The 22,255-nt window shown below is 40.5% G+C and carries 15 protein-coding genes; 7 read left to right on the top strand and 8 right to left on the bottom strand.

Translation table 11 applies throughout. The features are described 5' to 3' along the window. Window positions 1-139 precede the first annotated feature (139 nt). On the top strand, window positions 140-2,029 hold the full coding sequence (mrdA, locus tag ACE1CI_RS30010) for a penicillin-binding protein 2 (RefSeq protein WP_459564005.1): 1,890 nt from the start codon (window positions 140-142) through the stop codon (window positions 2,027-2,029). A gap of 118 nt (window positions 2,030-2,147) precedes the next feature. Here mrdA and ACE1CI_RS30005 read toward each other — a convergent pair whose 3' ends face one another. Further along, window positions 2,148-2,972: a D-alanyl-D-alanine carboxypeptidase family protein gene (locus tag ACE1CI_RS30005; RefSeq protein ID WP_496615925.1), complete on the bottom strand. Its 825-nt coding sequence runs from the start codon at window positions 2,970-2,972 to the stop codon at window positions 2,148-2,150. 73 nt (window positions 2,973-3,045) lie between these two features. On the opposite strand from ACE1CI_RS30005, the gene ACE1CI_RS30000 reads away from it, so the two are divergent. Further along, window positions 3,046-3,870 carry a DNA adenine methylase gene (locus tag ACE1CI_RS30000; RefSeq protein ID WP_413262420.1) on the top strand — a complete coding sequence of 275 codons (825 nt, stop codon included), beginning with the start codon at window positions 3,046-3,048 and terminating at the stop codon, window positions 3,868-3,870. Here the strand turns inward: ACE1CI_RS30000 and ACE1CI_RS29995 are convergent. From ACE1CI_RS29995 to ACE1CI_RS29985, 3 genes are read right to left on the bottom strand one after another with little or no spacing between them, the layout of a single operon-like run. Next, window positions 3,867-4,523, bottom strand: a complete 657-nt coding sequence (locus ACE1CI_RS29995) for a retron system putative HNH endonuclease (protein ID WP_413262419.1) — start codon at window positions 4,521-4,523, stop codon at window positions 3,867-3,869. The two genes, ACE1CI_RS30000 and ACE1CI_RS29995, sit on opposite strands and share 4 nt — an antisense overlap. Continuing rightward, window positions 4,520-5,839 carry an AAA family ATPase gene (locus ACE1CI_RS29990; protein ID WP_413262418.1) on the bottom strand — a complete coding sequence of 440 codons (1,320 nt, stop codon included), beginning with the start codon at window positions 5,837-5,839 and terminating at the stop codon, window positions 4,520-4,522. Before ACE1CI_RS29990 ends, ACE1CI_RS29995 begins: the two co-directional genes overlap by 4 nt. A gap of 28 nt (window positions 5,840-5,867) precedes the next feature. Further along, window positions 5,868-6,776, bottom strand: coding sequence for a metallophosphoesterase family protein (locus ACE1CI_RS29985; protein WP_413262417.1), 909 nt, complete (start codon window positions 6,774-6,776; stop codon window positions 5,868-5,870). Between the two features lie 166 nt (window positions 6,777-6,942). On the opposite strand from ACE1CI_RS29985, the gene ACE1CI_RS29980 reads away from it, so the two are divergent. Next, window positions 6,943-8,244: a hypothetical protein gene (locus tag ACE1CI_RS29980; protein WP_413262416.1), complete on the top strand. Its 1,302-nt coding sequence runs from the start codon at window positions 6,943-6,945 to the stop codon at window positions 8,242-8,244. A 37-nt stretch (window positions 8,245-8,281) separates the two neighbouring features. Here ACE1CI_RS29980 and ACE1CI_RS29975 read toward each other — a convergent pair whose 3' ends face one another. Both ACE1CI_RS29975 and ACE1CI_RS29970 read right to left on the bottom strand, forming a co-directional pair. Continuing rightward, the gene (locus ACE1CI_RS29975; protein WP_413262415.1) at window positions 8,282-8,959 is read right to left on the bottom strand and encodes an N-acetylmannosamine-6-phosphate 2-epimerase; all 678 of its coding nucleotides are present in this window, start codon (window positions 8,957-8,959) and stop codon (window positions 8,282-8,284) included. Next, entirely contained in the window at window positions 8,952-11,384 is a 2,433-nt protein-coding gene (locus tag ACE1CI_RS29970; RefSeq protein ID WP_413262414.1) for a hybrid sensor histidine kinase/response regulator, read from the bottom strand. The genes ACE1CI_RS29975 and ACE1CI_RS29970 overlap by 8 nt, the downstream gene beginning before the upstream one ends. Before the next feature lie 156 nt (window positions 11,385-11,540). On the opposite strand from ACE1CI_RS29970, the gene cobN reads away from it, so the two are divergent. The 4 genes from cobN (at window position 11,541) to ACE1CI_RS29950 (ending at window position 19,089) form a co-directional block, all read left to right on the top strand. Continuing rightward, window positions 11,541-15,419, top strand: coding sequence for a cobaltochelatase subunit CobN (cobN, locus tag ACE1CI_RS29965; protein WP_496615924.1), 3,879 nt, complete (start codon window positions 11,541-11,543; stop codon window positions 15,417-15,419). A 177-nt stretch (window positions 15,420-15,596) separates the two neighbouring features. Next, window positions 15,597-15,971: a four helix bundle protein gene (locus tag ACE1CI_RS29960; protein ID WP_413262412.1), complete on the top strand. Its 375-nt coding sequence runs from the start codon at window positions 15,597-15,599 to the stop codon at window positions 15,969-15,971. Window positions 15,972-16,115: 144 nt separating this feature from the next. After that, the gene (locus tag ACE1CI_RS29955) at window positions 16,116-17,588 is read left to right on the top strand and encodes a TldD/PmbA family protein (RefSeq protein ID WP_413262411.1); all 1,473 of its coding nucleotides are present in this window, start codon (window positions 16,116-16,118) and stop codon (window positions 17,586-17,588) included. Between the two features lie 160 nt (window positions 17,589-17,748). After that, on the top strand, window positions 17,749-19,089 hold the full coding sequence (locus ACE1CI_RS29950) for a TldD/PmbA family protein (RefSeq protein ID WP_413262410.1): 1,341 nt from the start codon (window positions 17,749-17,751) through the stop codon (window positions 19,087-19,089). A gap of 92 nt (window positions 19,090-19,181) precedes the next feature. On the opposite strand, the gene ACE1CI_RS29945 is transcribed toward ACE1CI_RS29950, so the two are convergent. Beyond that, window positions 19,182-21,005, bottom strand: a complete 1,824-nt coding sequence (locus ACE1CI_RS29945; RefSeq protein ID WP_496615923.1) for a GAF domain-containing protein — start codon at window positions 21,003-21,005, stop codon at window positions 19,182-19,184. After that, window positions 20,984-21,943 (bottom strand): GAF domain-containing protein, encoded by a 960-nt coding sequence (locus tag ACE1CI_RS29940; RefSeq protein WP_496615922.1) that lies wholly within the window; start codon window positions 21,941-21,943, stop codon window positions 20,984-20,986. The genes ACE1CI_RS29945 and ACE1CI_RS29940 overlap by 22 nt, the downstream gene beginning before the upstream one ends. Window positions 21,944-22,255: the final 312 nt, after the last annotated feature.

Raw genomic sequence — 22,255 nt, 5'->3', positions numbered from 1 at the left:
TATAGCCAGATGCACAGCTGGTAAAAAATAAACATTGGTGCTATTTCTTAAAGGTATTGTTTTGCTTTTACGATCGCACCTGGTATAACTTCCCCAGCATATTGATTTTCGGCGTTTAACATCTGTCAACTTCTGCTATATGGCCTTGATTCAGTCTTCCTCACTAGACAACCCACAGAGAACTCGTACCGTAGGACGTAGTTACCAATCGCTGATTGTCATGATAATTATCTCCCTAACACTAGTGGGAGCCCTTGGTAGTCGTCTTGCTTACCTGCAATTGGTAGAAGGAAAACGCAACCGGGAATTAGCAGAAAATAACCGGATTCGGTTGATGCCCAAACAACCGGAACGAGGTAATATTTTCGATCGCAAAGGCAGAATCCTCGCCAGTAGCCGTCTAGCACGTTCAGTATACCTTTGGCCCCTAGTCAATAAAGACACCCATTGGCCCAAGACACGCCAACGCCTATCCCAGATTTTAGACATTCCAGAAGCAGATATTCAAAAGCGAGTCGCCGGAGGAGAAAACGCTACCACCCTAGTCAGAATTGCCAGAGATATCTCTCCTGAGCAAATTACCGCCCTAGAGGAATCCAGAAACGAACTACAAGGAGTCAGCGTCGATATTGAAGCCTTGCGGGTTTACCCCAACGGCGAAGTAGCTGCTCACGTACTCGGTTACACAGGTGAATTAAGCGATGTCGAACTCTACAAACGCCGCAAAGAAGGGTACCGTATGGGTGATGTAGTTGGGCAAATGGGAGTCGAATATGCCTTTGAATCAACATTGCGGGGCACTTGGGGCGGGCAACAAGTGGAAGTAGATGGGCGCGGACAAATCATCAGGATTTTGGGCGAAAAGCCCTCTAAGCCTGGGAAAAACGTACATTTAACCCTAGACTTGGAATTACAAAAGGCAGCAGAAGCGATTTTAGGAGAAAATAAAGGCTCAATCATCGCAATGGACCCCAGAAATGGGGCAATTTTAGCAATGGTTTCTCGCCCCGCTTTTGACCCGAATATTTTTTCCTCGCGGATTGACAAAGAAACTTGGAGAAAAGTCCAAGCAAAAGATCATCCTTTTGTCAATCGATCGCTCCAAGCGTTTCCCCCCGCCAGTACATTTAAAATTGTCACCACAACAGCAGGTTTAGAATCAGGGAAGTTTTCCCCAGATACAATCTTGCGAACCTACCCAGCGATTAGGGTAGGGGGAATTTGGTTTGCTGATTGGAACCGAGCGGGTTTTGGCCCCTTGGGATTTGTGGGAGCAATGAAGTGGAGTAGCGACACCTTCTTTTACCAAGTGGGGATGCGAGTCGGTGGGCCAACTTTGATTGAGTGGACGAGAAAGTTTGGCTTTGGGAAAGAAACAGGCGTAGAGTTGAAAAAAGAAGAAGTTGCTGGTTTAGTCCCGGATAATGAGTGGAAACTGAGGCGGATGAAATACGAATGGACGCTAGGCGATACTGTGAATATGTCGATCGGTCAAGGCTTCTTACAAACCACACCATTACAACTAGCAGTCATGTTTGCCGTCCCTGCCAATGGTGGTTATCGCGTCCAACCCCATATCCTCAAAGATAACGAGGAAGCGAGAAGCTGGCGGGAATCTTTAAATATGAAGCCCACAACCGTAGAAGTTCTCCAGAAAGGTTTACGAGCTACAGTAACTAGTGGTACAGGCAAAGCTTTGCATGTAGAGACAATCCCCCCAGCTGCGGGTAAAAGTGGCACTTCCGAAGTCGGACATGGCAAAAAAGTCCACACTTGGTTCGGTGCTTATGCCCCAGCAGATAATCCTGAAATTGTTGTAGTCGCATTTGGCGAACACTCCGGCGGTGGTGGTGGTAGTTTTTGCGCCCCCAAAGTCCTAAAAGTTTTAGAAGCCTACTTCAAGCAAAAAGAAGCCACCCAAGCAAAGGAAAAAGGAAAGAAGACAGAAGGCAAAAGCGAAGGTAGAAGCGAAGGTAGAAGCGAAGGCAGAAGCGAAGGCAGAAGGCGGAGGGTTCAAGGCAGAAGGTAGAAGAAAGTTTTGAGTTGTAGGGGCAATTCATGAATTGCCCCTACAGAGTTACGAGTTAATTACTTCTCCTTATCCCAGCGTCGGGAGCGTCCCCTGTGCCCCTGTGTCCCTGGATCTCCTACTTCCGACTCGAACCCAGATTTTTGGCTTTGTAGAATGTTTCCAGGCTTTGTCTATCCCCGACAAAACGCCAATGCCAAGGTTCGTAACTTACGCCTTGGGGATTGTTTTTGGGGAAAGACAACTCAAAGCTAAAGCGAGGGGCGTTTGCTTGAGGCCACTTAAAAGCAGCTGTGTTTTCAAATGTGGGGTTCAAGTTGGTGGCGGGGACATTGCCATCACCAATATCAACTGCGTAACCTGTGTGATGTTCGCTGTAACCTGGAGGGGCGCTGACTGATGCTCGTTCGGCTGCTGCTTGACCACGTTGGGCTTTTACATCAAAAAACAGGTGTTGCTGCTCTGCTACAGACCGAAAACCAGAAATAGGTACTAAAATAATTCCCTGCGCTCTAGCTGCTGCTACCATTGCTTTAAATTTCTGGGCAGCTGGTTGACGTAATTTAATTTGACCATCGGCTGTAATTGATTGTAATTGTTGGGGTGGGGCTTCTTGATAAGCGAAATGTCCAGATTCTCCTACAACTATATCGGGCTGTTTGGTCGATACATTGCCTGATTGGGCTGAGGCAGGTGTTTTTGGATTATCTTTACTCTGAGTGTTATTAGCGGTAATTATATTTGGCTCTAAGGATAAGAAAGTGGCAAACAAAAATCCAGCAAACAGAGCAATTACTCCCAGTCCTGTTAGTCCTGCAATCAGCCAGAACTTGTGCCTCCGACGCTCTTGTACTGTAGTTGGCGCTTCCCGTAAAGCCTCTGGGATATCCTCGAATGAGGGTACTACTCGCGATCGCTTTCTGGCGAGGTCGGGATTGTCCACGCAGGTCACTCCTACTCTCTAAGAAACTCTAGTCTAAACAATTGTAAACCCCGATCGATTAATCGCTAAACTAATGTCGCATAATCCGGCAGAATCGGTTTCTCCTCGTCCTTTTCTCAAGTGGGCAGGGGGTAAAAGTCAGTTAATTGAGCAATATATTCCCTATTTTCCCCAAAAGTTTAACACTTACTATGAGCCGTTTTTGGGTGGAGGGGCGGTATTTTTTCACCTGTTGCCCCAAGGGGCGGTTTTGAGTGATATTAATCCAGAGTTGATTAATGTTTATTGTTGTGTGAGAGATGATGTGGAGTCGCTAATTGAGTTGTTAGCACGGCATCAGGAGAAACATGATAAAGATTATTATTACTGGATGCGATCGCAAAATTACCAAACCTCTCTGGAAAAAGCTGCTCGGTTAATTTATTTGAACAAAACTTGTTTCAATGGATTATATCGAGAAAATTCCCAAGGTAAATTTAACGTGCCAATGGGCAAATATAAAAATCCCCAAATTTGTCAGCCTGATTTACTGCGTTCTGTTTCTGAGGCACTGCGATCGAGCAAAATTCAAGTCTCTGGTTTTACAGAAGTTTTGCACTGGGCTAAAAAAGATGACTTTGTTTATTTTGATCCACCATATTATCCCATAAGTACAACTAGTAATTTTACAGCTTACAGCCGTTTTGCTTTTACCGAAGTCGAACAAGTTAAATTAAAAGATGTATTTGTAGAACTTACTAGCAAAGGCGTAAAAGTCATGTTATCTAATTCAAATTGTGAATTTATTCGGGAATTATACAGAGATTTCCCCACTCAGGAAATCTTGGCGACAAGAGCAATTAATTCTAAGGGCAATAAACGGGGGAAAATCAAAGAGGTTTTGGTGATGAATTATTAAGGAATTAAATATTGGTTTAGGATATAAGTAATAACAAAACAAAAAGGTGTACACTGTCCATTAGTATCAAGATTTTTCAAAGCTTCTGCAAACTCCTTTATCTCCTCATTCGTTAAACCTTGAATAGCTTGCAAAATTCCATCAATTGCTTCACGACGCATCCTCGTCAGCTTGGGGATATTTAATCCTAATTGCTCAATAGTTGTTTCAGCAGCAGCTTTTTGATTTGATTCATCTGTTGGTAAGATATCTCCAAAACCAGAATATCTAAAAAAATTTTCACAGTTAGCATCTAAAGGCGAAACCATGAAATTTTCATCATACCAGTAGCGTTTCTTATGCCCACAATGTACAGGTTGAGGGGGAGGTTGTTCGCTTTCTCCTTGACATGAAGCAATCAGATTTGTGTAATCTAAAGCTAAATCTGGGTAAGCAGTACGAGGTTTTAAATGTTCAATATGACTGCTTTTTCTGTTAATACGCATTCCACAATAGCAACAAATATAACCTTGTTCTTTTAGTAATGCTTCATGGACAATAGGTTTTTCTGGTGCTTGGAAGTTATCATCCCAATTAGGTTTCCAATCATCATTTTCCAAGTTCTTCCAATTAGTAAATTCTTCTGGTTCTTTGCCTTTTTTGATGTACTTCATCGATTGAGAATTTCCTTTCGCCGCATCAGTACATCTGCTCTCACAAACTCCGGTTCATCAGAGCCAATTTCTTCAGATATTTGATGGCGCAATTCTTTTGCAGCTTCTAGATTTCCAGCGTCTATTAGTTGAAATAGTTGGCGTAAGCTATTTTTAATTTGCTGAGGACGATCGGGAACGCCCATAATATCTTCTAGAATTTGATTGCTATCTCTCCCAAAAGAACTTTCTGGCTTTTTAGCAATTATACCTTCAGATGTTGCTTCTAAAATGAAAATTCCCTCTGGTTTTACATGACTAACTACTTGGGGTGAATGAGTAGTTACAATAAACTGACAATTAGGGAAAGTTCTAGTTAAAGCGGGAATAATTTCCCTTTGCCATTTAGGATGAAGATGTAGTTCAATTTCGTCTATTAAAACTACTCCTTCACCTTCTAAAGGATTAGATAAACCTGGATTAGCAATTGCTAAACGCCTTGCTAAATCTCCTACCATCGCTAACAAGCATTTTTCCCCATCCGATAATTGATTTACTGTAAATTCTTGACCTTGTTTTGTGACAGTCATTCGTAGGGGAGAACGACGAACACGCAGGTTAGAAAATTCTGGTATTAATGAATAAATGGCTTGTCTAACTGCTTCTAATTGATGATTTAGGTAGTTTGGGCGATCTCTTCGTTCTTCATTTTCTAAATCTTCCAAAATTCTGAACCATTGGAAGAAGCTCTCAAAGGTGATTTGTGCTCCATCAAGCGCTTTTTGATAAGCGTCTATTTGTTTGGGTGAATAGTTATCCGGTATCTCTAAAGATATTTCAAAAACTGCACGATTGATCGGGTAGTAAACTGCCAAAGGTAAATTAGCTTTGGGATCTGTTTGCCACTGATTACGTAAGTTTTGAGTAAGTTGCTCTAAAATTCCCAGTTCACAAGTTGTATGGGTATTATTGTCTATTTCACTTGCAGTAATATACCAACCAATTTCTTGTGAATCAAATAAAAAATTTAATATTTGTAGTACTTTATTCTCTCCTTTCTTAATGTCTGTTGCTTTAAAAGAACGTCCATTTGCCAGTTCTCCTTCTCTAATCCCTCCAAATCGGAAATTTTTCCTGTCAACTATAGATACTCTTGATTGAGGGTCAAATTCAATACGTGCTATTAGCCAGGATAAAAGAATCGCTAGACTATCCAAAATACTGGATTTTCCTACTCCGTTGTTGCCGATAAATACGGTTGGTTCGTCTGGTGGAAAGTCTAGTATTAAATTTTCGATTCCTCGAAATGAGGAAATTTTTAATTGTTTGACTCTCATAGTTTTTCCTCAAATCGATCGCCAAAACCTACAAACTAATCACACCTGTGTCAAACACTGAATGATCGGTCCCAATGGCGCTAATCAAAATGCGATCGCGATACACATCATAAGCTGCAAAACTGAGGCGACTTGCTGAATATTCCGTAAAATCAGAACGTCCGACTGGGCGAGTTGCGGCACCTCCACCAGTGATCATGTAAGTTGTGCCATCGATCGATCGCGTCCGTTCATAATTATGCTCATGACCATTAATATAAAGTTGGACTCTATATTTTTGGAAAAGCGGAGTAAATTGCTTAATAAAAGGTTGATTTACCCCATAAACACCAGAAGAATAAATTTGGTGATGCCCAAACACAATTTTCCAAGGCGCATCGCTGCGACTTAGTTCTTTTTCTAACCAAACCATCTGATTTTTCCAATCGGCATTAGCATTAGTATCTAAAGCAAAAAATTGTACAGAATCATGACGAAAAGTATAGTAGCGACTTGGCATATTAAACCCAGCATACTTAACTTGAGGATCGCCATTTTGTGTAGCAACATCGTGATTACCTAAACAAGCACGAAATTTTACTCCTTTATTTAATAAGTATTGATAAGGTCGCTCAAAAACCGCTTCTATTTTTTCGATTTCCCCGTGATTATAAATGTTATCTCCTGCCAAAATTACTAAGTTGTAGGGATTTTTTTGGTGATAGCGAGACATAGCTTCTGCTACAGCATACTGACTTTTTGTACCAGTACCCGTATCCGCGACGGAAACGAATCTGAATAGGGGTGGTGTGGTTGGGGTGGCTAATTCCGGGACGGCGTTGGATAATTGGGTATCTGCACTTTCGGCTGGGGAACTTTGCAGAAAGTTACCTAAAAAGCTGAATCCCAAACCAGTTAAGCCGCCCAAAACTAGGAACTGACGACGCTTGAAGTTCATAATAAATTCTTAAACTCAATAACTCGATCGAAAGCAGAATAGCAAATGATAGATTAGGTCAGGAGAGAGCATTCTGTAAGAATCTTAGGACTAAAGCTGTCACTCTTACATAACTTTGTAAGGTGCGTCAGAAAAGCTAAAACCTCCCTTAATTTAAAGAGATTTCATGTCACAAGATCAACCAAAGCAGCCGGAAGTTAGCACTCAGGACACTATACCCGCTGCTGCTAGTTTGCCACCAGAAACAGCTGTACCTGTTCCGAGTCCGCTAACCGATACGTTACCAGCAGAGGAATTAACTGTTCCGAGTCCGTTAACCGATACGTTACCAGCAGAGGGAATAAATGTTCCGAGCCCGTTAACCGATGCGTTACCAGCAGAGGGAATAAATGTTCCAAGTCTGCTAACAGATACGTTATCAGCAGCGGAATTAACTGTTCCGAGCCCGTTAACCGATACGTTATCAGCAGCGGAATTAACTGTTCCGAGCCCGTTAACCGATACGTTATCAGCAGCGGAATTAACTGTTCCGAGCCCGTTAACCGATACGTTACCAGCAGCGGGAATAAATGTTTCTACTCCGGTGGGGGAAACGTTACCAGCAGCAACGACTGCTGCGCCTGTGTCAACGGCAGAAACTACGGCTAAGGCAGCGCCAGTAGAGAAAAAGCCGAGTTTCCTCAGTAAAATTTGGGGTTTGTGGAAGGCTGTTTTGACGAAGGTGCGTCAGATTTTGCCCCAGTCTGTGCGGGAGAAGTTGCCTAATGATACGGTTTTGACTGGCGCGATCGCTCTAGTATTAATCCTCATATTCTGGGTAAATTCCCTACTTTCGCCCGCCAAACCACCACAAGTTGCGGAAGTTCCCCCCACAATTCCTAGCACACCGCCAGAGGTGACAATACCACCGGAAGCACCACTGGAAGCACCACCGGAAGCTACCATTCCACCGGAAGTGGCTGTACTACCGGAAGAAACCCCAGTTTCCGAAATACCTGTGCCGTCGGAAATTACCTCACCGTCAGAAACTCCTGTATTCACACCTGTACCAGAGGAGGAAAAGGTAGCATCAGGAATTGAAGCGCCGCTGGAATTAACAGAACCTAAGCCACCTGAAATAATAGAAACTTTGCCACCACCGCCGCCAGTATTGACACCTGAACAAAGTTTAATTGTGGCAATTCAAAACCAAGTTACTGATATTGTGGGTGGATTTGCTGATGGTTTAATTGTGGGAATTAAAGCTGATTTTCCGAATAATTTTTTAAGTCTTCAAGTTGCTAATGATTGGTACACTTTTGATTCTGCTAAACAGGATCAGTTAGCTGCCCAGATGTGGCAACGTTCTCAAGAATTGGACTTTGAGAAGTTGGAAATTAACGATACTCAAGGTAGGCTGGTAGCTCGTTCCCCGGTGATTGGTTCTAATATGATTATTTGGCAAAGAAAATTAGCCGGAATCAGTTAACAAGGTACGTAGTTGCGCTTGGGCGCTCTTCCTAGCGCTAAAGCGCAACTACGTACTGTTTGAGTTTGGCATCAATTCCGGTGATGTCTGTGCCGACGACTACGGCGAAAGCGCCGATTTTTAGGGCTTGTTTTGCCATTTCTGGGGAGGAAATACCGCCTTCGCAAATTACGGGAACTTGGAGTTTTTGCACCATTTCTGCTAATAGTTGAAAGCCTGGGGGGGAGAGGTGTTTTGTTTCTTTTGTGTAGCCGTAAAGGGTGGTACCGACGATATCAGCACCCGCATTGGCAGCGGCTATTGCTGCTTCTATGGTGTCTATATCTGCCATGACTAATTTACCTAATTCTTGGTGAATGCGGGAGATTATTGTGGTTAGTTGTTCTTGATGGGGACGTTCTCTCAAGGTAGCGTCAATTGCTATGATATCTGCTCCGGCTATTGCGATCGCTTCTGCATGATTAAATTGTGGGGTAATATACACCTCATAGCCAGGGATTTGTTGTTTCCAAAGTCCAATAATTGGGGCTGATATTTTTTGGCGTGTTGCTGTTATATGTGCTGGTGTATCAATTCTGACTGCTGCTGCGCCACCCAGTACCGCTGCTTTTGCCATTGCTGCAATCACATAAGGATCGTGTAGGGGAGATTCTACTGGCGCTTGACAGGAAACTATTAAAGTTTTATTTAATGACTGTAATGAGTTTTTATTCATTTATAGGATTCATCATTAGTAGTTGAATTTTGTGTAATAAACTTTGGGGTAAAATTGGTTTAAGTAAGTAATTGTTTGCTCCTAATACTAGATTCTCCGATGATATTTTGTTGGTCAAAGCTAGGATTTTCACATCCTGCATACCCGGTAAACTGCGAATTTGTTCAACTAATTCTTTGCCATTAGTTCCTGAGAGTTGCCAGTCCAAAATGACTATTAAAGGTTGCAAAATTTCTATTTGCTTCATTGCGGTAGACGCTTCTAATAACCATACTACTTGAAAGCCAGCAGCAGTTAAAATTTCACAAATTAAAGTGGCTGTTTCTTCATGATTTTCAATAACAACGATTCTTCCGGCGGGAAAGTTTAGGTTGATTAATCTTTCTTCTTTAGTATAAGATGATGATTGAGATTCAGTTTTATGGCTAACAAGGTATTGTTGTTTTGGCAACCACACAGTAAAAATTGAACCGACATCAACAGTAGAGTTAACTTCAATTCTCCCGTCGTGAAGTTCTACCAATTGTTTAGTTAAAGCTAATCCTAATCCTGTTCCTTCGTATTGACGACGGTAGGAACTATCTAGTTGTTGAAATTTTTGGAAAAGCAAATGTTTTTGGTGTTCGGGAATGCCTATTCCTGTATCTTCTACTTGCAAAACTGCGCGATCGCCTTCTCGCCAAACTCGCAATATTACTCTGCCTCCTTGGGGAGTGAATTTAATGCCGTTACTCAATAAGTTGTAGAGAATTTGCCTCACTCTTCTATCATCGGCTAAAAAGCGATCGCTTTTGGCATCAAGTTTAACTGCTATTGCTAATTCTACTCCTCTTTGGTTAGCTTTTGGTCTCAAGTTGATGATTTCTTGATGTGCTAATTGCGAGAGTGAAAATTCGCTGATATTTAAAACAGTTTTCCCAGCTTCTAGTTGAGATAATTCTAAAATATCGTTAATTAATTCGAGGAGGTGTTCGCCGTTGTCGTGAATGCTTTGTAAATAGTCTCTTTGTTTTTGACTTAGTTGCCCAAAAGACCATCTTAATAGGGTAGCAGATAAGCCGATTACACAGGTTAGAGGTGTGCGTAATTCATGGCTCATTGTGGCTAAGAATTCAGTTTTGGCACGGTTGGCTGATTGTGCCAAAAGCATGGCATCATGTAGTTCTTGGGTGCGATCGATCACCCTTTTCTCTAATGTTTGTTTTTGTTGTTGCACTTGGGCATAAAGTTGTGCTTGGTAAATTGCGATCGCCAAATGTTCAGCAATATGTGCCAGGAATTTTTTCTCTTTCTCTTGCCATTCTCGCGGTTCAAAACATTGGTGAGCAATTAATAAACCCCAAAGTTGTTCTTGAATTAAAATTGGTACAACTAACTTGGCTCTCACTTGAGAATGCCGCATTAATTGCAATAAGCAGGGATGAAAAATATAGGCACTTTCAGTATCTTTGACTGCTAAGGTGAAGCCTTTTCGGTATCTTTCTCGACAGTTTGGTACATAAGTAAAACAACGTTCTTCTTCAGAAAAACCTAAGACTGAGGGGATATCATGAGAATATCTGGCTTCATAAGTAACTCGTCCCCAAATTTTGCGATCGCTTACTTCCTGCTCAAAGTCCTGCTCTAATTGATTGTTATTTTCTGGTTTAATTAAATTCGATGCTTCTGGATGTAATTCTTGTCTTGCCGCTAGTTCATAAAAACTTAAAATATCTTTTTCGGTTATTTCTATGCTTTTAACTGAAGATAAAGGCTGTTCAAACTGATAAATTAATAAGCGATCGGTCTGTAAAAATTTCCTCACCTGTTCTACAGCTGTTTCTAAGATTACAGGTAATTCTAAACTCTGGCGAATTTGGGTTGTTACCTGATTCAATAATCTCTCTTGTTCCACCTGTTGTTCTAAAGCTTCATGCACAGGTTTACAGACAGAAACAAAAGGATAGATTGCCTGTTCAGAAAAGATTTTATTATTTTCATTTGCAATAACTTCCAGCAAGGAAAGAGTAAATTCGCTTTGTAGATTGGCATCATTCGGACCGAGAATTTGACTTGCTTCTTGAAGACTTTTTTCCGCGATCGGATGATCTTTGAGGAAACTACTCAACTGAGCGAGAAATTCTGCGATCGCTTCTGGTGCAAAAGTTAATCCTACCTGGTATAATCTATCTTCTGCATCTTCCCACGAACTCTCTTCTAACTGTTGCGTTGCCACCAGTAGACCACTAAACTCTTCTGACACCAACAAAATAAATTTTTCCTCTATTTGTTGTGGTCTAACTGTCAGGGTAGATAGCACATCTTCAGTCAAAAGCAAATTACCTTCTCCGACCCTTTGTGCCATTTGCCCAAACACGGTTCGTAGTCCATTAAAAGAGGTTAGCGATAAATTCCGCCGTAAAATAAAATTTTGATAACTCAGCATTTTAGCCGTTTACATAAAGAAGCAGTAAGCTTTACTAAATCTGACTCCAATCATGGTTCTTAATGATTCATCATGGATTAAGGCAAGTATAAACAGTTTCTTTTACTAATGTATAGCCGAAAGCTCGTAAAAAACCGTAATCATTGAGGTAAACTTGTGCATCGTTTAGCTGCTACCCCCGGAGGATGGAATTTTACAGAACAAGGAGTGATTTTCATTGAGCAAACGCCTGCTCCTATTGTATTCCTAACAGCTGCGGATACGGATATTCAAACTCTAGCAGCGGCTGTAGGCAAACTGCCAGCAGATTTTCCCGAACTGCGAGTCGTCAATCTTTTACAATTACAGCAACAACTGAGTATTGATACTTACGCCACCCAAGTATTAGCAAAAGCCCAGATTATCATTATTCGCCTACTGGGAGGACGTTCCTACTGGTCTTATGGTTTAGAAGTGGTGCGGGAGACGGTACAACAAACAAAGGCAAAGTTAATTATCATGCCTGGGGATGACCGTCCAGACCCCGATTTAATTAGTCATTCTAATGTTTCCCTGGTAGGGGTAAATCAGTTGTGGCGCTATTTCAACGAGGGCGGTGTAAATAATTTTGTCAATGCTTTAAAGTTTGTTGTTGATGTTTGCTGCCAAACAAATTACAATCCCCCGCCTCCGCAGGAAGTTCCGCGAGTAGGAATCTATTCTTGGCAGCAAGAACAGTCAGGAACAGGGTATAAACACTTAAATTTAATCCCTAAAGTTGGTGTCTTATTTTACCGCGCTCATTATTTAGCAGGAAATACCGCTCCCATTGATGCTTTGTGTCATGCTTTAATGACAAAAGATTTAGCCCCAGTGCCCGTTTTTGTTTCTTCTTTACGAGATCCCGATGTGCAAGCTGAATTAGAGGAATATTTTCACCCAAAGGATGCTGCACCAATTCAAATTTTACTCAATACTACCAGCTTTTCAGTTAATAATTTTGAACGGACAATTAGCAATTTTGAGTTAACGCCAAATTCCTCAGATGTACCAGTTTTACAAGTAATTTTTAGTGGAGGAACTTCTGAACAATGGGAATCTGGTTTTCAGGGACTTTCGCCAAGAGATATGGCGATGAATGTGGCGTTACCAGAGGTAGATGGGAGAGTTATTAGTCGGGTAGTTTCTTTTAAAGCGGTACAGTCTAAACATCCTAGTTTAGAAACAGATGTAGTTGGATATGAACCAAATTTAGACCGGATTAATTTTGTTGCTGACTTAGCTGCAAGTTGGGTAAATTTGCGGCAAAAAATTCCAGCAGAACGCAAGGTTGCTTTAATTTTAGCGAACTATCCCACTCGTGATGGCAGGTTGGCAAATGGTGTAGGTTTGGATACGCCTGCTAGTTGTGTGGAAATCCTGAAAGCTTTAGAAAATGCTGGTTATGTGGTGGGAAATTTGCCGGAAACTGGAGATGATTTAATTAATAGATTAACTGCGGGAATTACTAACGATCCAGAAGGGAAGGAATTGCGATCGCCAAATCAAGTATTATCTTTAACAGAATACCAAGAATATTTTGCTAATCTTCCTTTGTCCGTCCAACAAGGGATAATTGAAAGATGGGGAATTGCTGAGTTTTCATCTTTTCCCATTCCGGGAATTCAGTTAGGTAATATATTTGTGGGAATTCAACCAAGTCGGGGTTATGATATTGACCCTAGTTTAAATTATCATGCGCCAGATTTAGAACCAACCCATGATTATTTAGCTTTTTATTATTGGGTGAGAAAACATTTTGGGGTGGATGCGATCGTTCATGTAGGAAAACATGGTAATTTGGAATGGTTGCCAGGTAAAAGTGTCGCCCTTTCGAGTAATTGTTACCCAGAAGTAGCATTAGGCGCAATTCCGCATTTTTATCCTTTTATTGTTAACGATCCAGGTGAAGGTTCCCAAGCGAAACGTCGCGCCCAAGCGGTGATTATTGACCATTTAACACCGCCAATGACGAGGGCAGAATTATATGGTAATTTGCATAAGTTAGAGAATTTAATTGATGAATATTACGAGGCGCAAAATTTAGACCCTTCTCGGTTGGGGGTGATATGCGATCGCATTTCTCAGCTAATATTAGCAGAGAATTTGCGTTTAGAATTGGGGTCAGGGGAATTAACAGAGGTGATTCCCCAAATGGACGGTTATTTGTGTGAATTGAAAGAGGCGCAAATTCGGGACGGTTTGCATATTTTTGGGCAATGTCCCCCAGGGCGACAATTAAGAGATTTAATCGTTGCTATTGCGCGACATCCTGGTAGTAACCGCATCGGGTTAACTCGCGCCATTGCTAAAGATTGGGGTTTAGAAATTGACCCATTAACAGATGATTTGTCATTGGTTATTAGTCATTCGTCATTTGTCATTGGTAAATGTCGGACTGTGGGTGATGTGGTAGAAATTTTGGAAGAACACGCTGCCAAATTAGTAGAAAACCTAATCACAAATGACCAAGAACAAATGACCAATGACCAAGGACAAATGACCCAAAAAGAATTAACTTGGATCGGTGACTATCTCCTTCCCGCATTACAAAAAACTGGACAAGAAATCACCAATTTATTACAAGGTTTAGACGGTAAATTTGTCCCTCCCGCACCTTCCGGCGCACCTACAAGAGGTCGCCCGGAAGTGTTACCAACTGGACGCAACTTTTACTCAGTTGATATTCGCGCCATTCCCACAGAAACCGCTTGGGATATTGGTCGAAAAGCGGCAGAAGTATTAATTGAAAGATACACTCAAGAAAATGGAGAATATCCCAAAACTCTGGGTTTATCTATTTGGGGAACTTCCACAATGCGAACAGGTGGCGATGATTTAGCAGAAGCGTTAGCATTATTAGGAGTGCGTCCAATTTGGGATGGAGTAGCGCGACGAGTGGTAGATTTTGAAATATTACCAGTTTCAGTTTTAGGTCGTCCTCGCGTCGATGTCACCTTGCGAATTTCGGGTTTTTTCCGCGATGCTTTTCCCAATTTAATTGATTTATTCGACCAAGCAGTAACCGCAGTTGCAGCATTAAATGAGTCGCCGGAAGATAACCCTTTAGCGGCAAAAGTTAAGCAAGAAACGGAAGTTTGGGTAAATGCTGGGTTGAGTGAAGAACAGGCAAAAATGCGATCGCAATTTCGCATTTTCGGTTCAAAACCCGGTGCTTATGGTGCAGGTTTACAAGGTTTAATCGAATCCCAAAATTGGCAAGATGACCAAGATTTAGCCCGCGCTTATATTAACTGGAGTAGTTACGCTTATACTAGCTCTAACAAAAATTCCCCCCCTTCTCAAGGGGGGTTAGGGGGGATCTCCGCTTCTCAAGGGGGGTTAGGGGGGATCTCCGCTTCTCAAGGGGGGTTAGGGGGGATCTCCGCTTCTCAAGGGGGGTTAGGGGGGATCTCCGCTTCTCAAGGGGGGTTAGGGGGGATCTCCGCGCCAGAAGCTTTTGCCGAAAGATTGCGCCAAATGCAAATAGTATTACATAACCAAGATAACCGCGAACACGATTTATTAGACTCCGATGATTACTATCAATTTCAAGGGGGTTTAACTGCATCAGTTCGCGCTTTAACTGGCAAAAATCCCCAAACTTATTTCGGTGATAATTCCATTCCTGAAAACCCCAAAGTTAAACAATTAAAAGCGGAAATTGCCAAAGTTTATCGTTCCCGTGTGATTAACCCAAAATGGATAGCTGGCGTAATGCGTCACGGTTACAAAGGTGCATTTGAAATGTCCGCAACAGTTGATTATTTATTTGCTTACGATGCAACAGCAAACTGTGTAGAAGATTTCATGTATCAAGGAATAGCAGAAAATTATTTATTTAACTCAGAAGTCCAAGAATTTATTCAACAAAAAAACCCTTGGGCGTTGCGAGATATGGCAGAAAGATTGTTAGAAGCAAATCAGCGAGGTTTGTGGTCAAATGTCGATCGCGATACAATAGATAAATTAAGAGCAATAGTCCACGAAGCAGAAGGAAAGATAGAAGGTAATTAGTCATTGGTCATTAGTCATTAGTCATTGGTCATTGGTTATACCATAATCATAAATTTGTAGTAATAAATTGAGCGTTCATCATCGTCACAAATAACAAATGACAAATGACAAATGACCAATAACCAATGACCAATGACCAATGACCAATGACAAACAAATAAACAAGGAAAAAATAATATGTCAATTAAGAGATTTCAAGATTTGCAGGTTTACCAATTGTCTGAAAAATTAGCTGATGAAATATGGAAAATAGTGACGAAGTGGGATTATTTAAAACAAGATACAGTAGGAAAGCAATTAATTCGTTCTGCTGATAGTATAGGTGCTAATATTGCCGAAGGAGTAGGCAGAGGTACTTATCAACAAAATCGTTACTTTGTTAGAATAGCAAGAGGTTCTTTACTAGAAACTCAGCATTGGTTAAGACGAGCTTACTGCCGAAATCTTTTAACTGTTGAAGAGGTAAAAATTATTAAACCAATTATTGACGAATTAGCTCCAAAATTAAACGCCTATCTCAAATCAATCGGTAATTTCCCAAATGACAAATGACCAATGACAAATGACAAATGACAAATGACAAATGACCAATGACCAATGACCAATAACCAATGACCAATGACCAATGACAAAATTTGCTACACTAATTAGAACTAGGAAGCGTCAGTTAATCCATTCCCTAAAACCAGAATACCCATGCTAGCAACCTCGATACTTTTGACCAAAGAATTGCCCAGCTTGTCATATAATCCCACACGCGATCGCTTTGATGAAAGTTGGGAAGCACCCTTAGCAACATTGCTAGGATTGGGACGTGCTGCTGGTGCAGATTTTATCGAATTCTTTTTAGAACGAGTCAATTACATTAGCTGTTTAGCAGAAGATGACGCTATCACTAGCATCTCACCCAAACTTTCTACAGGTGCAGGTGTGAGAGTTTTTCGCGGACAATCTGATTGCTATGTTAGCACCAATGACCTATCATTTTCAGGACTAAAAGCAGCATTAGAAAAAGCACTTTCCATTCAAGGACTAATTCTTCCCGCACCTAATTCTTACATCCCCGAAATTAACTTAGAATTACTCCGAGATTACGCCACAAAAAATAACAAAGATACTTGGATTTCTCAATTTAGCTCAATGCAAGAAATGGGCGAAGTTCTGCTTGATGCTAATACTAAACTAAAACAAAAAGCTAATCACGTTCAATCTCGCCGCGCCGTTTATTTTAGAGATTGGCAAGAAATTTTAGTCGCTGCAAGTGATGGTACTTTTGCCCGTGATATTCGCTTAACTCAATCCGTTGGTTACAATCTGTTGTGTGCTGATGGCGCTAATCGTTCTTCCATTGGTAAGCGTTCAGGTAATACGGGAGATGCTAAGTTTTTGCGGAATTGGAATTATGAAGCTGCTGCGGAAGAAGTGGCAGAATCAGCCGGAAAAATGCTTTATGCTGATTATGTAGAATCGGGAACTTATCCGATTATTATGGCAAATGCTTTTGGCGGCGTGATTTTCCATGAAGCTTGCGGGCATTTGCTGGAAACTACTCAAATTGAACGCAAAATTACTCCTTTTATTGATAAAAAAGGCGAGAAGATTGCTCACGAAAATTTAACCGCTTGGGATGAAGGTCGATCGCAAAATGCCTTCGGAACCATCGACATGGACGACGAAGGAATGCCTACTCAAAGAACATTATTAATCGAAAATGGCATTTTGAAGAATTTTATTGCCGATCGCGCAGGTTCCATGCGAACTGGACATCCTAGAACCGGAAGCGGCAGAAGACAAGGTTACACTTATGCTGCTGCTTCTCGGATGCGAAATACTTACATTGCACCCGGAGATTATTCCCTAGAAGACTTGTTTAATTCCGTAGATAAAGGAATTTACTGTAAGAAAATGGGCGGCGGTAGTGTCGGCGCAACAGGCGAATTTAACTTCGGCGTTGATGAAGCTTACCTGATCGAAAATGGCAAAATCACCAAACCTTTAAAAGGTGCAGTTTTGATTGGCGAAGCTAAGGAAATCATGAACAAAATTTCCATGAGTTCTAAAGATTTAGAACTATCTGCTGGTTTTTGCGGTTCCATCAGCGGCAGCGTTTACGTAACCGTTGGACAACCACATATTAAGGTTGATTCTATCACCGTTGGCGGACGCTAAATCAATTTTAGATTTCGCGATCTCGTTCCCAGGTTCAACCTGGGAACGAAAAAAAGAGGCTCTGCCTCTTGCTCTTATTATCTCATTTGTAGGCAATTTTGATTTTAGATTGCATCATAAATCTAAAACTTTTTTGGATGAATTCAAAACGGAGAAAATTGTGCCAAGTACTCAAGAAATTGCGGGATACGCTCAAGAAATTGCTCATAAATTGGGAATTAAAAAGTTCGATATCTGTGGAGCGACTGTTGATGAAACCAGCGTACAAGTAGAGCGAGGAGAACCGAAACAAGTTAACGCCTCTAGTCGTTCTGGTGTCATGGTTCGGGTTTGGAATGACGAACAAACTTTAGGGGTTACTAGTACAACAGATGTCGATCCTTTGGGTATTGAATTAGCTTTAAAAACTGCCTACGAAGCGAGTTTTTTTGGTGCCAAAGAAAACATCCCCGACTTTAGCCCGGAAGCAACTATTCCCATTAATCATTCCTTTGCACCAAAAGTAAACCAAGCACCCGCAGCTAAACTAATTGAAACTTTATTATCAGCAGAAAAAGAGTTAATTTCTGCTCATCCAGCCATTACCAGCGTGCCTTACAATGGTTTATCTCAAAGAGAGGTAGACAAATTTTATGTTAACAGTGAAGGTGCCCTCAGAAACGAATCTCGCACCATTTCCTCAATCTATCTTTCCACCAAAACTGAGCAAGAAGGGAAAAAACCCCGTAGTGCTGGCGCAGTGAGAATTAGCCACAGTTTAGAGGAGTTAGATATTCAAGGTTGCTTGCAAGAAGCCGCCAAGAAAACTATCAGCCATTTGGATTATGAAAAAGTCAAAACTGGTAAATACCAAGTGGTTTTTTCGGGTAAAGCTTTCTTGAGTTTGTTGAATGCTTTTTCTAACATTTTTAATGCTCAAGATATCCTAGACAAGCAAAGTCTTTCTACTGCTGAAACCTTGGGAACAAAAATTGCTTCTCCTTTACTTTTTGTCTACGATGATGCGTTACATCCTAGCAATGTTAGCCCAGAAACTTTTGATGATGAAGGTACACCAACTCGCAGAATTTCGTTAATTAGTAATGGTGTTTTAGCTGGTTTAATTCACAGTGCTGGTACTGCCAAAAGGTTAAATGCACAGCCAACAGGCAATGCTAATATCGGCGCGAAAGTAACAGTTAGCCCGCATTTCTATCATGTTTTGTCTGAAGCACAACCTGAACAAGAATTAAGCATAGAAACTGCGGATAATGTGATTTACATCGATCAATTAAAGGCTTTTCATGCGGGAGTTAAAGCTGTACAAGGTTCTTTCTCTCTGCCTTTTGATGGTTGGATGATCAGAAATGGTGAGTTAATTAGTGTCGATGCGGCAACTGTCGCCGGAGATTTTCTCCAAGTTTTAAATTCCATCATTTTTGTAGAAAAAGAAGCAGAATTAACTACCAGTGGTGTTTGCCCCAAAGTCTGGGTTGATGCACTTTCAATTACTGGCGAATAAATTTGGTACGTTGTTGCGCTTTAGCGCTAGTATTACTGGTACGTTGTTGCGCTTTAGCGCTAAAGCGCAACAACGTACAATTTTTAAATAATTTATCTTGGTTGTACTAAAGGAATCTTGATAAAAAATTCTGTACCTTCTCCTAAAGTTGACTCGCACCACAGCGCTCCTTGGTGTCTTTCTACTACAATTTGGTAGCTAATTGATAAGCCTAAACCTGTGCCTTTTCCTACTGGTTTAGTGGTGAAGAAAGCGTCAAATAATTGTTTTTTGGCTTTAGCGGTTATACCGGGGCCATTATCAGCAATGCGGATAATAATAGAATGATCATCATAAAGTCCTGTGCGAATTGTAATAGTAGGAGATAAGTTATCTTTGCTTGTTTTCTCTTCTAAAGCATCAATCGCATTGCTGATAATATTCATAAATACCTGATTTAATTGTCCAGCAAAACATTCTACTAAAGGTATTTTTCCGTATTCTTTAATTAGTTCGATTTGCGGAGTTGTACCGTTACCTTTGAACCGATTTTGCAAGATTAATAAAGTGCTTTCAATGCCTTCATGAATGTCAACTGCTTTCATTTCTGCTTGTTCAAGTCGGGAGAAGTTCCGTAAACTCAGAACAATTTGACGAATGCGATCGGTCCCTACCTTCATGGAAGTTAGAATTTTTGGCATATCCTGCATCAAAAATTCTAAGTCAATTTCTTCGCTACATTCTTGGATTTCTGGGTTAGGATTTGGATAAATTTCTTGGTAAAGATTGATTAATTTTAGTAAGTCTTTGCTGTAATTATTAATATAGGTTAAATTGCCATAAATAAAGTTAACTGGATTGTTAATTTCATGGGCTACTCCAGCTACTAATTGCCCTAAACTAGACATTTTTTCTGTTTGAATTAATTGGGCTTGAGTTTGTTGCAAGTCATGCAAAGCTTGTTGCAAAGCTGCGGCTTTCTTCTGAGCAGTAGCAGCAGCAATTTGGCTTTTTTTGTAAAGTTCTGCTTGTTGAATGGCGATCGCTAACTGTGTACTAATTTGTTGCAATAATTCCACTTCCGAATCTTGCCAAACTCTCGGTAAATTACACTCTTGAACAATTAATAATCCCCAAATTTGATTATTTTTAATTTCTGCATCTAATTCTGTTGTTTCCTCAGTTTTCATAATTGGTACAACTAAACTAGCCCGCACCTGTAACTGCTGCAAAAATACTAAATGACGATCGCTAATATCCGCATTAGTCACATCATTAATTACCTGTACCACTTCCCCCTGATATGGATAGGAATACTTTCGCAAAAAACAATAATTATCGCTCTGTTCTTGCTCAAGCTCTGAGCAATTTTCCCTTGTTTCTTGCACCAGTAACTCACCTTGCGTTCCCTCGGTAAACTGATATATTGCTACTCGATCTGTAGCTAAAAAATTCTGAACTTGCTTGACTGTTGTTTGTAAAATTGTCTTTAAATCTAACGTCCGACGAATTTGGTTACTAATTACTCTTAATAAAGATTCTCGCTCCATCGTCGCCCGACTTTGAGCATATAAACAAGCTTGATGGATAGCAATAGCTAATTGATTCGCCACCGCTTCTGCTAATTCTAAATCACTTTTTGTCCAATAGCGATTATAAGCACATTGATTAAGATAAAGAATTGCGTGTAATACATTATTTGCTTGAACGGGAATCACTAAAGAAGATTTAATCGCTGCTTTTTGGTATTCTTCATTTTGTTCCCCGATTCGCGTATCCTGAGCAATATCATTAATTACCACTGATTGTCGATGTTGAATTACCCATTGAGTAATCGGCCCTTGCGTGTCAAAATCATTTAAAGAAGCCGGAAAAGGTTCCCGATACACTTCATATAAATGCTGGCGGCGATAAGCTATTTGATGGGTGTTTCCCAAAAGCTTTTTGCTTGGCTTTCTGTTAATTCTAAATTAGTATTCTCTAATAATATATTCTGTTTAACTTCCGATTTTGTTGGGCTGACAGTTTCTACTAAATGCACTAAACAACGATCGACTTCTAAGGCATCTAACAACTGCGCGATCGCTGAATTTAAAATTGTTTCTAAATCTAAACTTTGCCTAGTTTGGCTAGTAATTTGATTAATTAGTTTTTCTCTTTGCGCTTGTCTCTGACTACGTTCGTAAATTTGCGATTGCCGAATCGCGATCGCTAATTGTTGGGCAATTAACTGTAAAAAATCTAGCTCATTTACACTCCAATTACGTGGATAAGAACAATAGCAAGCAATTAATCCAAGCGAGGTTTCCTGAAAAATTTCTTTAGTCGTATCCCGATAAACAGGAATTATTAATTGAGCAAAATCTTTCTTTGGTAAGGAACTTTGTTCGCCTCTTCTGCGCCGCGATCGCGTATTTGTTTGCTGCGTCAACATTTCCGCTATCACCTCAAACGAGGCTAACATTGAATCAGTCCCCGATTTAATATAAATTAAGTCATTTTTAATTCCTGAAGCAATTCTTTCTAAAGCACTAGCTGCACTAGTAAATATTTCTAATCGACAACATTCCCCTGACACCAATTTTTGTTTTTCCCCTACCCATTCGTAAGGTACATTAATTTGCTTCGTATTCGGTAAATACCACAAAAAACTACAACGTTCTATATCTAATAACTTGGCTATTTCTTCTAATGCTACTTCTATGGGCGCACAATTTTGTATTCCTAAACTTTCGGAAGCGTTCCAAATCCGCGCAATTATTTTTTGCAAGATTACACTCCTTTTATAGGACTCTGCAATTTCTGGGTTAACTAACTGTTTTTCCTCATATAATCCAGACGCTAATTTAGGTATTAAAGATATAGAATCTACCATAATTACACCTTTGAACAATGCTGAATGGGGAGATTTAAGAAGCGAAAAGTTTGCCTTTGAGATTTATCAGCTAACTATAGCCATGTTCAGTTTTACTTGAACTGATTTTAACTGCTACTAAATTTAATTTATGTATGAATTCTTAGCGTTTTAATCTTTTGCCAGCAGCTTAACAAGCATACCAGGCTTCCGTTGTTAAAAATTTTATGATTTTGATTAAATTTAATTCGGTCTTAATTTTATTTGGTCGCCTTTGACGAAATGGAATCATATCTTACAAATATCTTATATATTTGTAGTATCGAAGAGAAA

Origin of the sequence: Floridaenema flaviceps BLCC-F50 (genome assembly GCF_041929275.2) — a bacterium.
Taxonomy (GTDB): Bacteria; Cyanobacteriota; Cyanobacteriia; order Cyanobacteriales; family Aerosakkonemataceae; genus Floridanema; species Floridanema flaviceps.
This window is presented reverse-complemented; position numbering and strand designations above follow the sequence as displayed.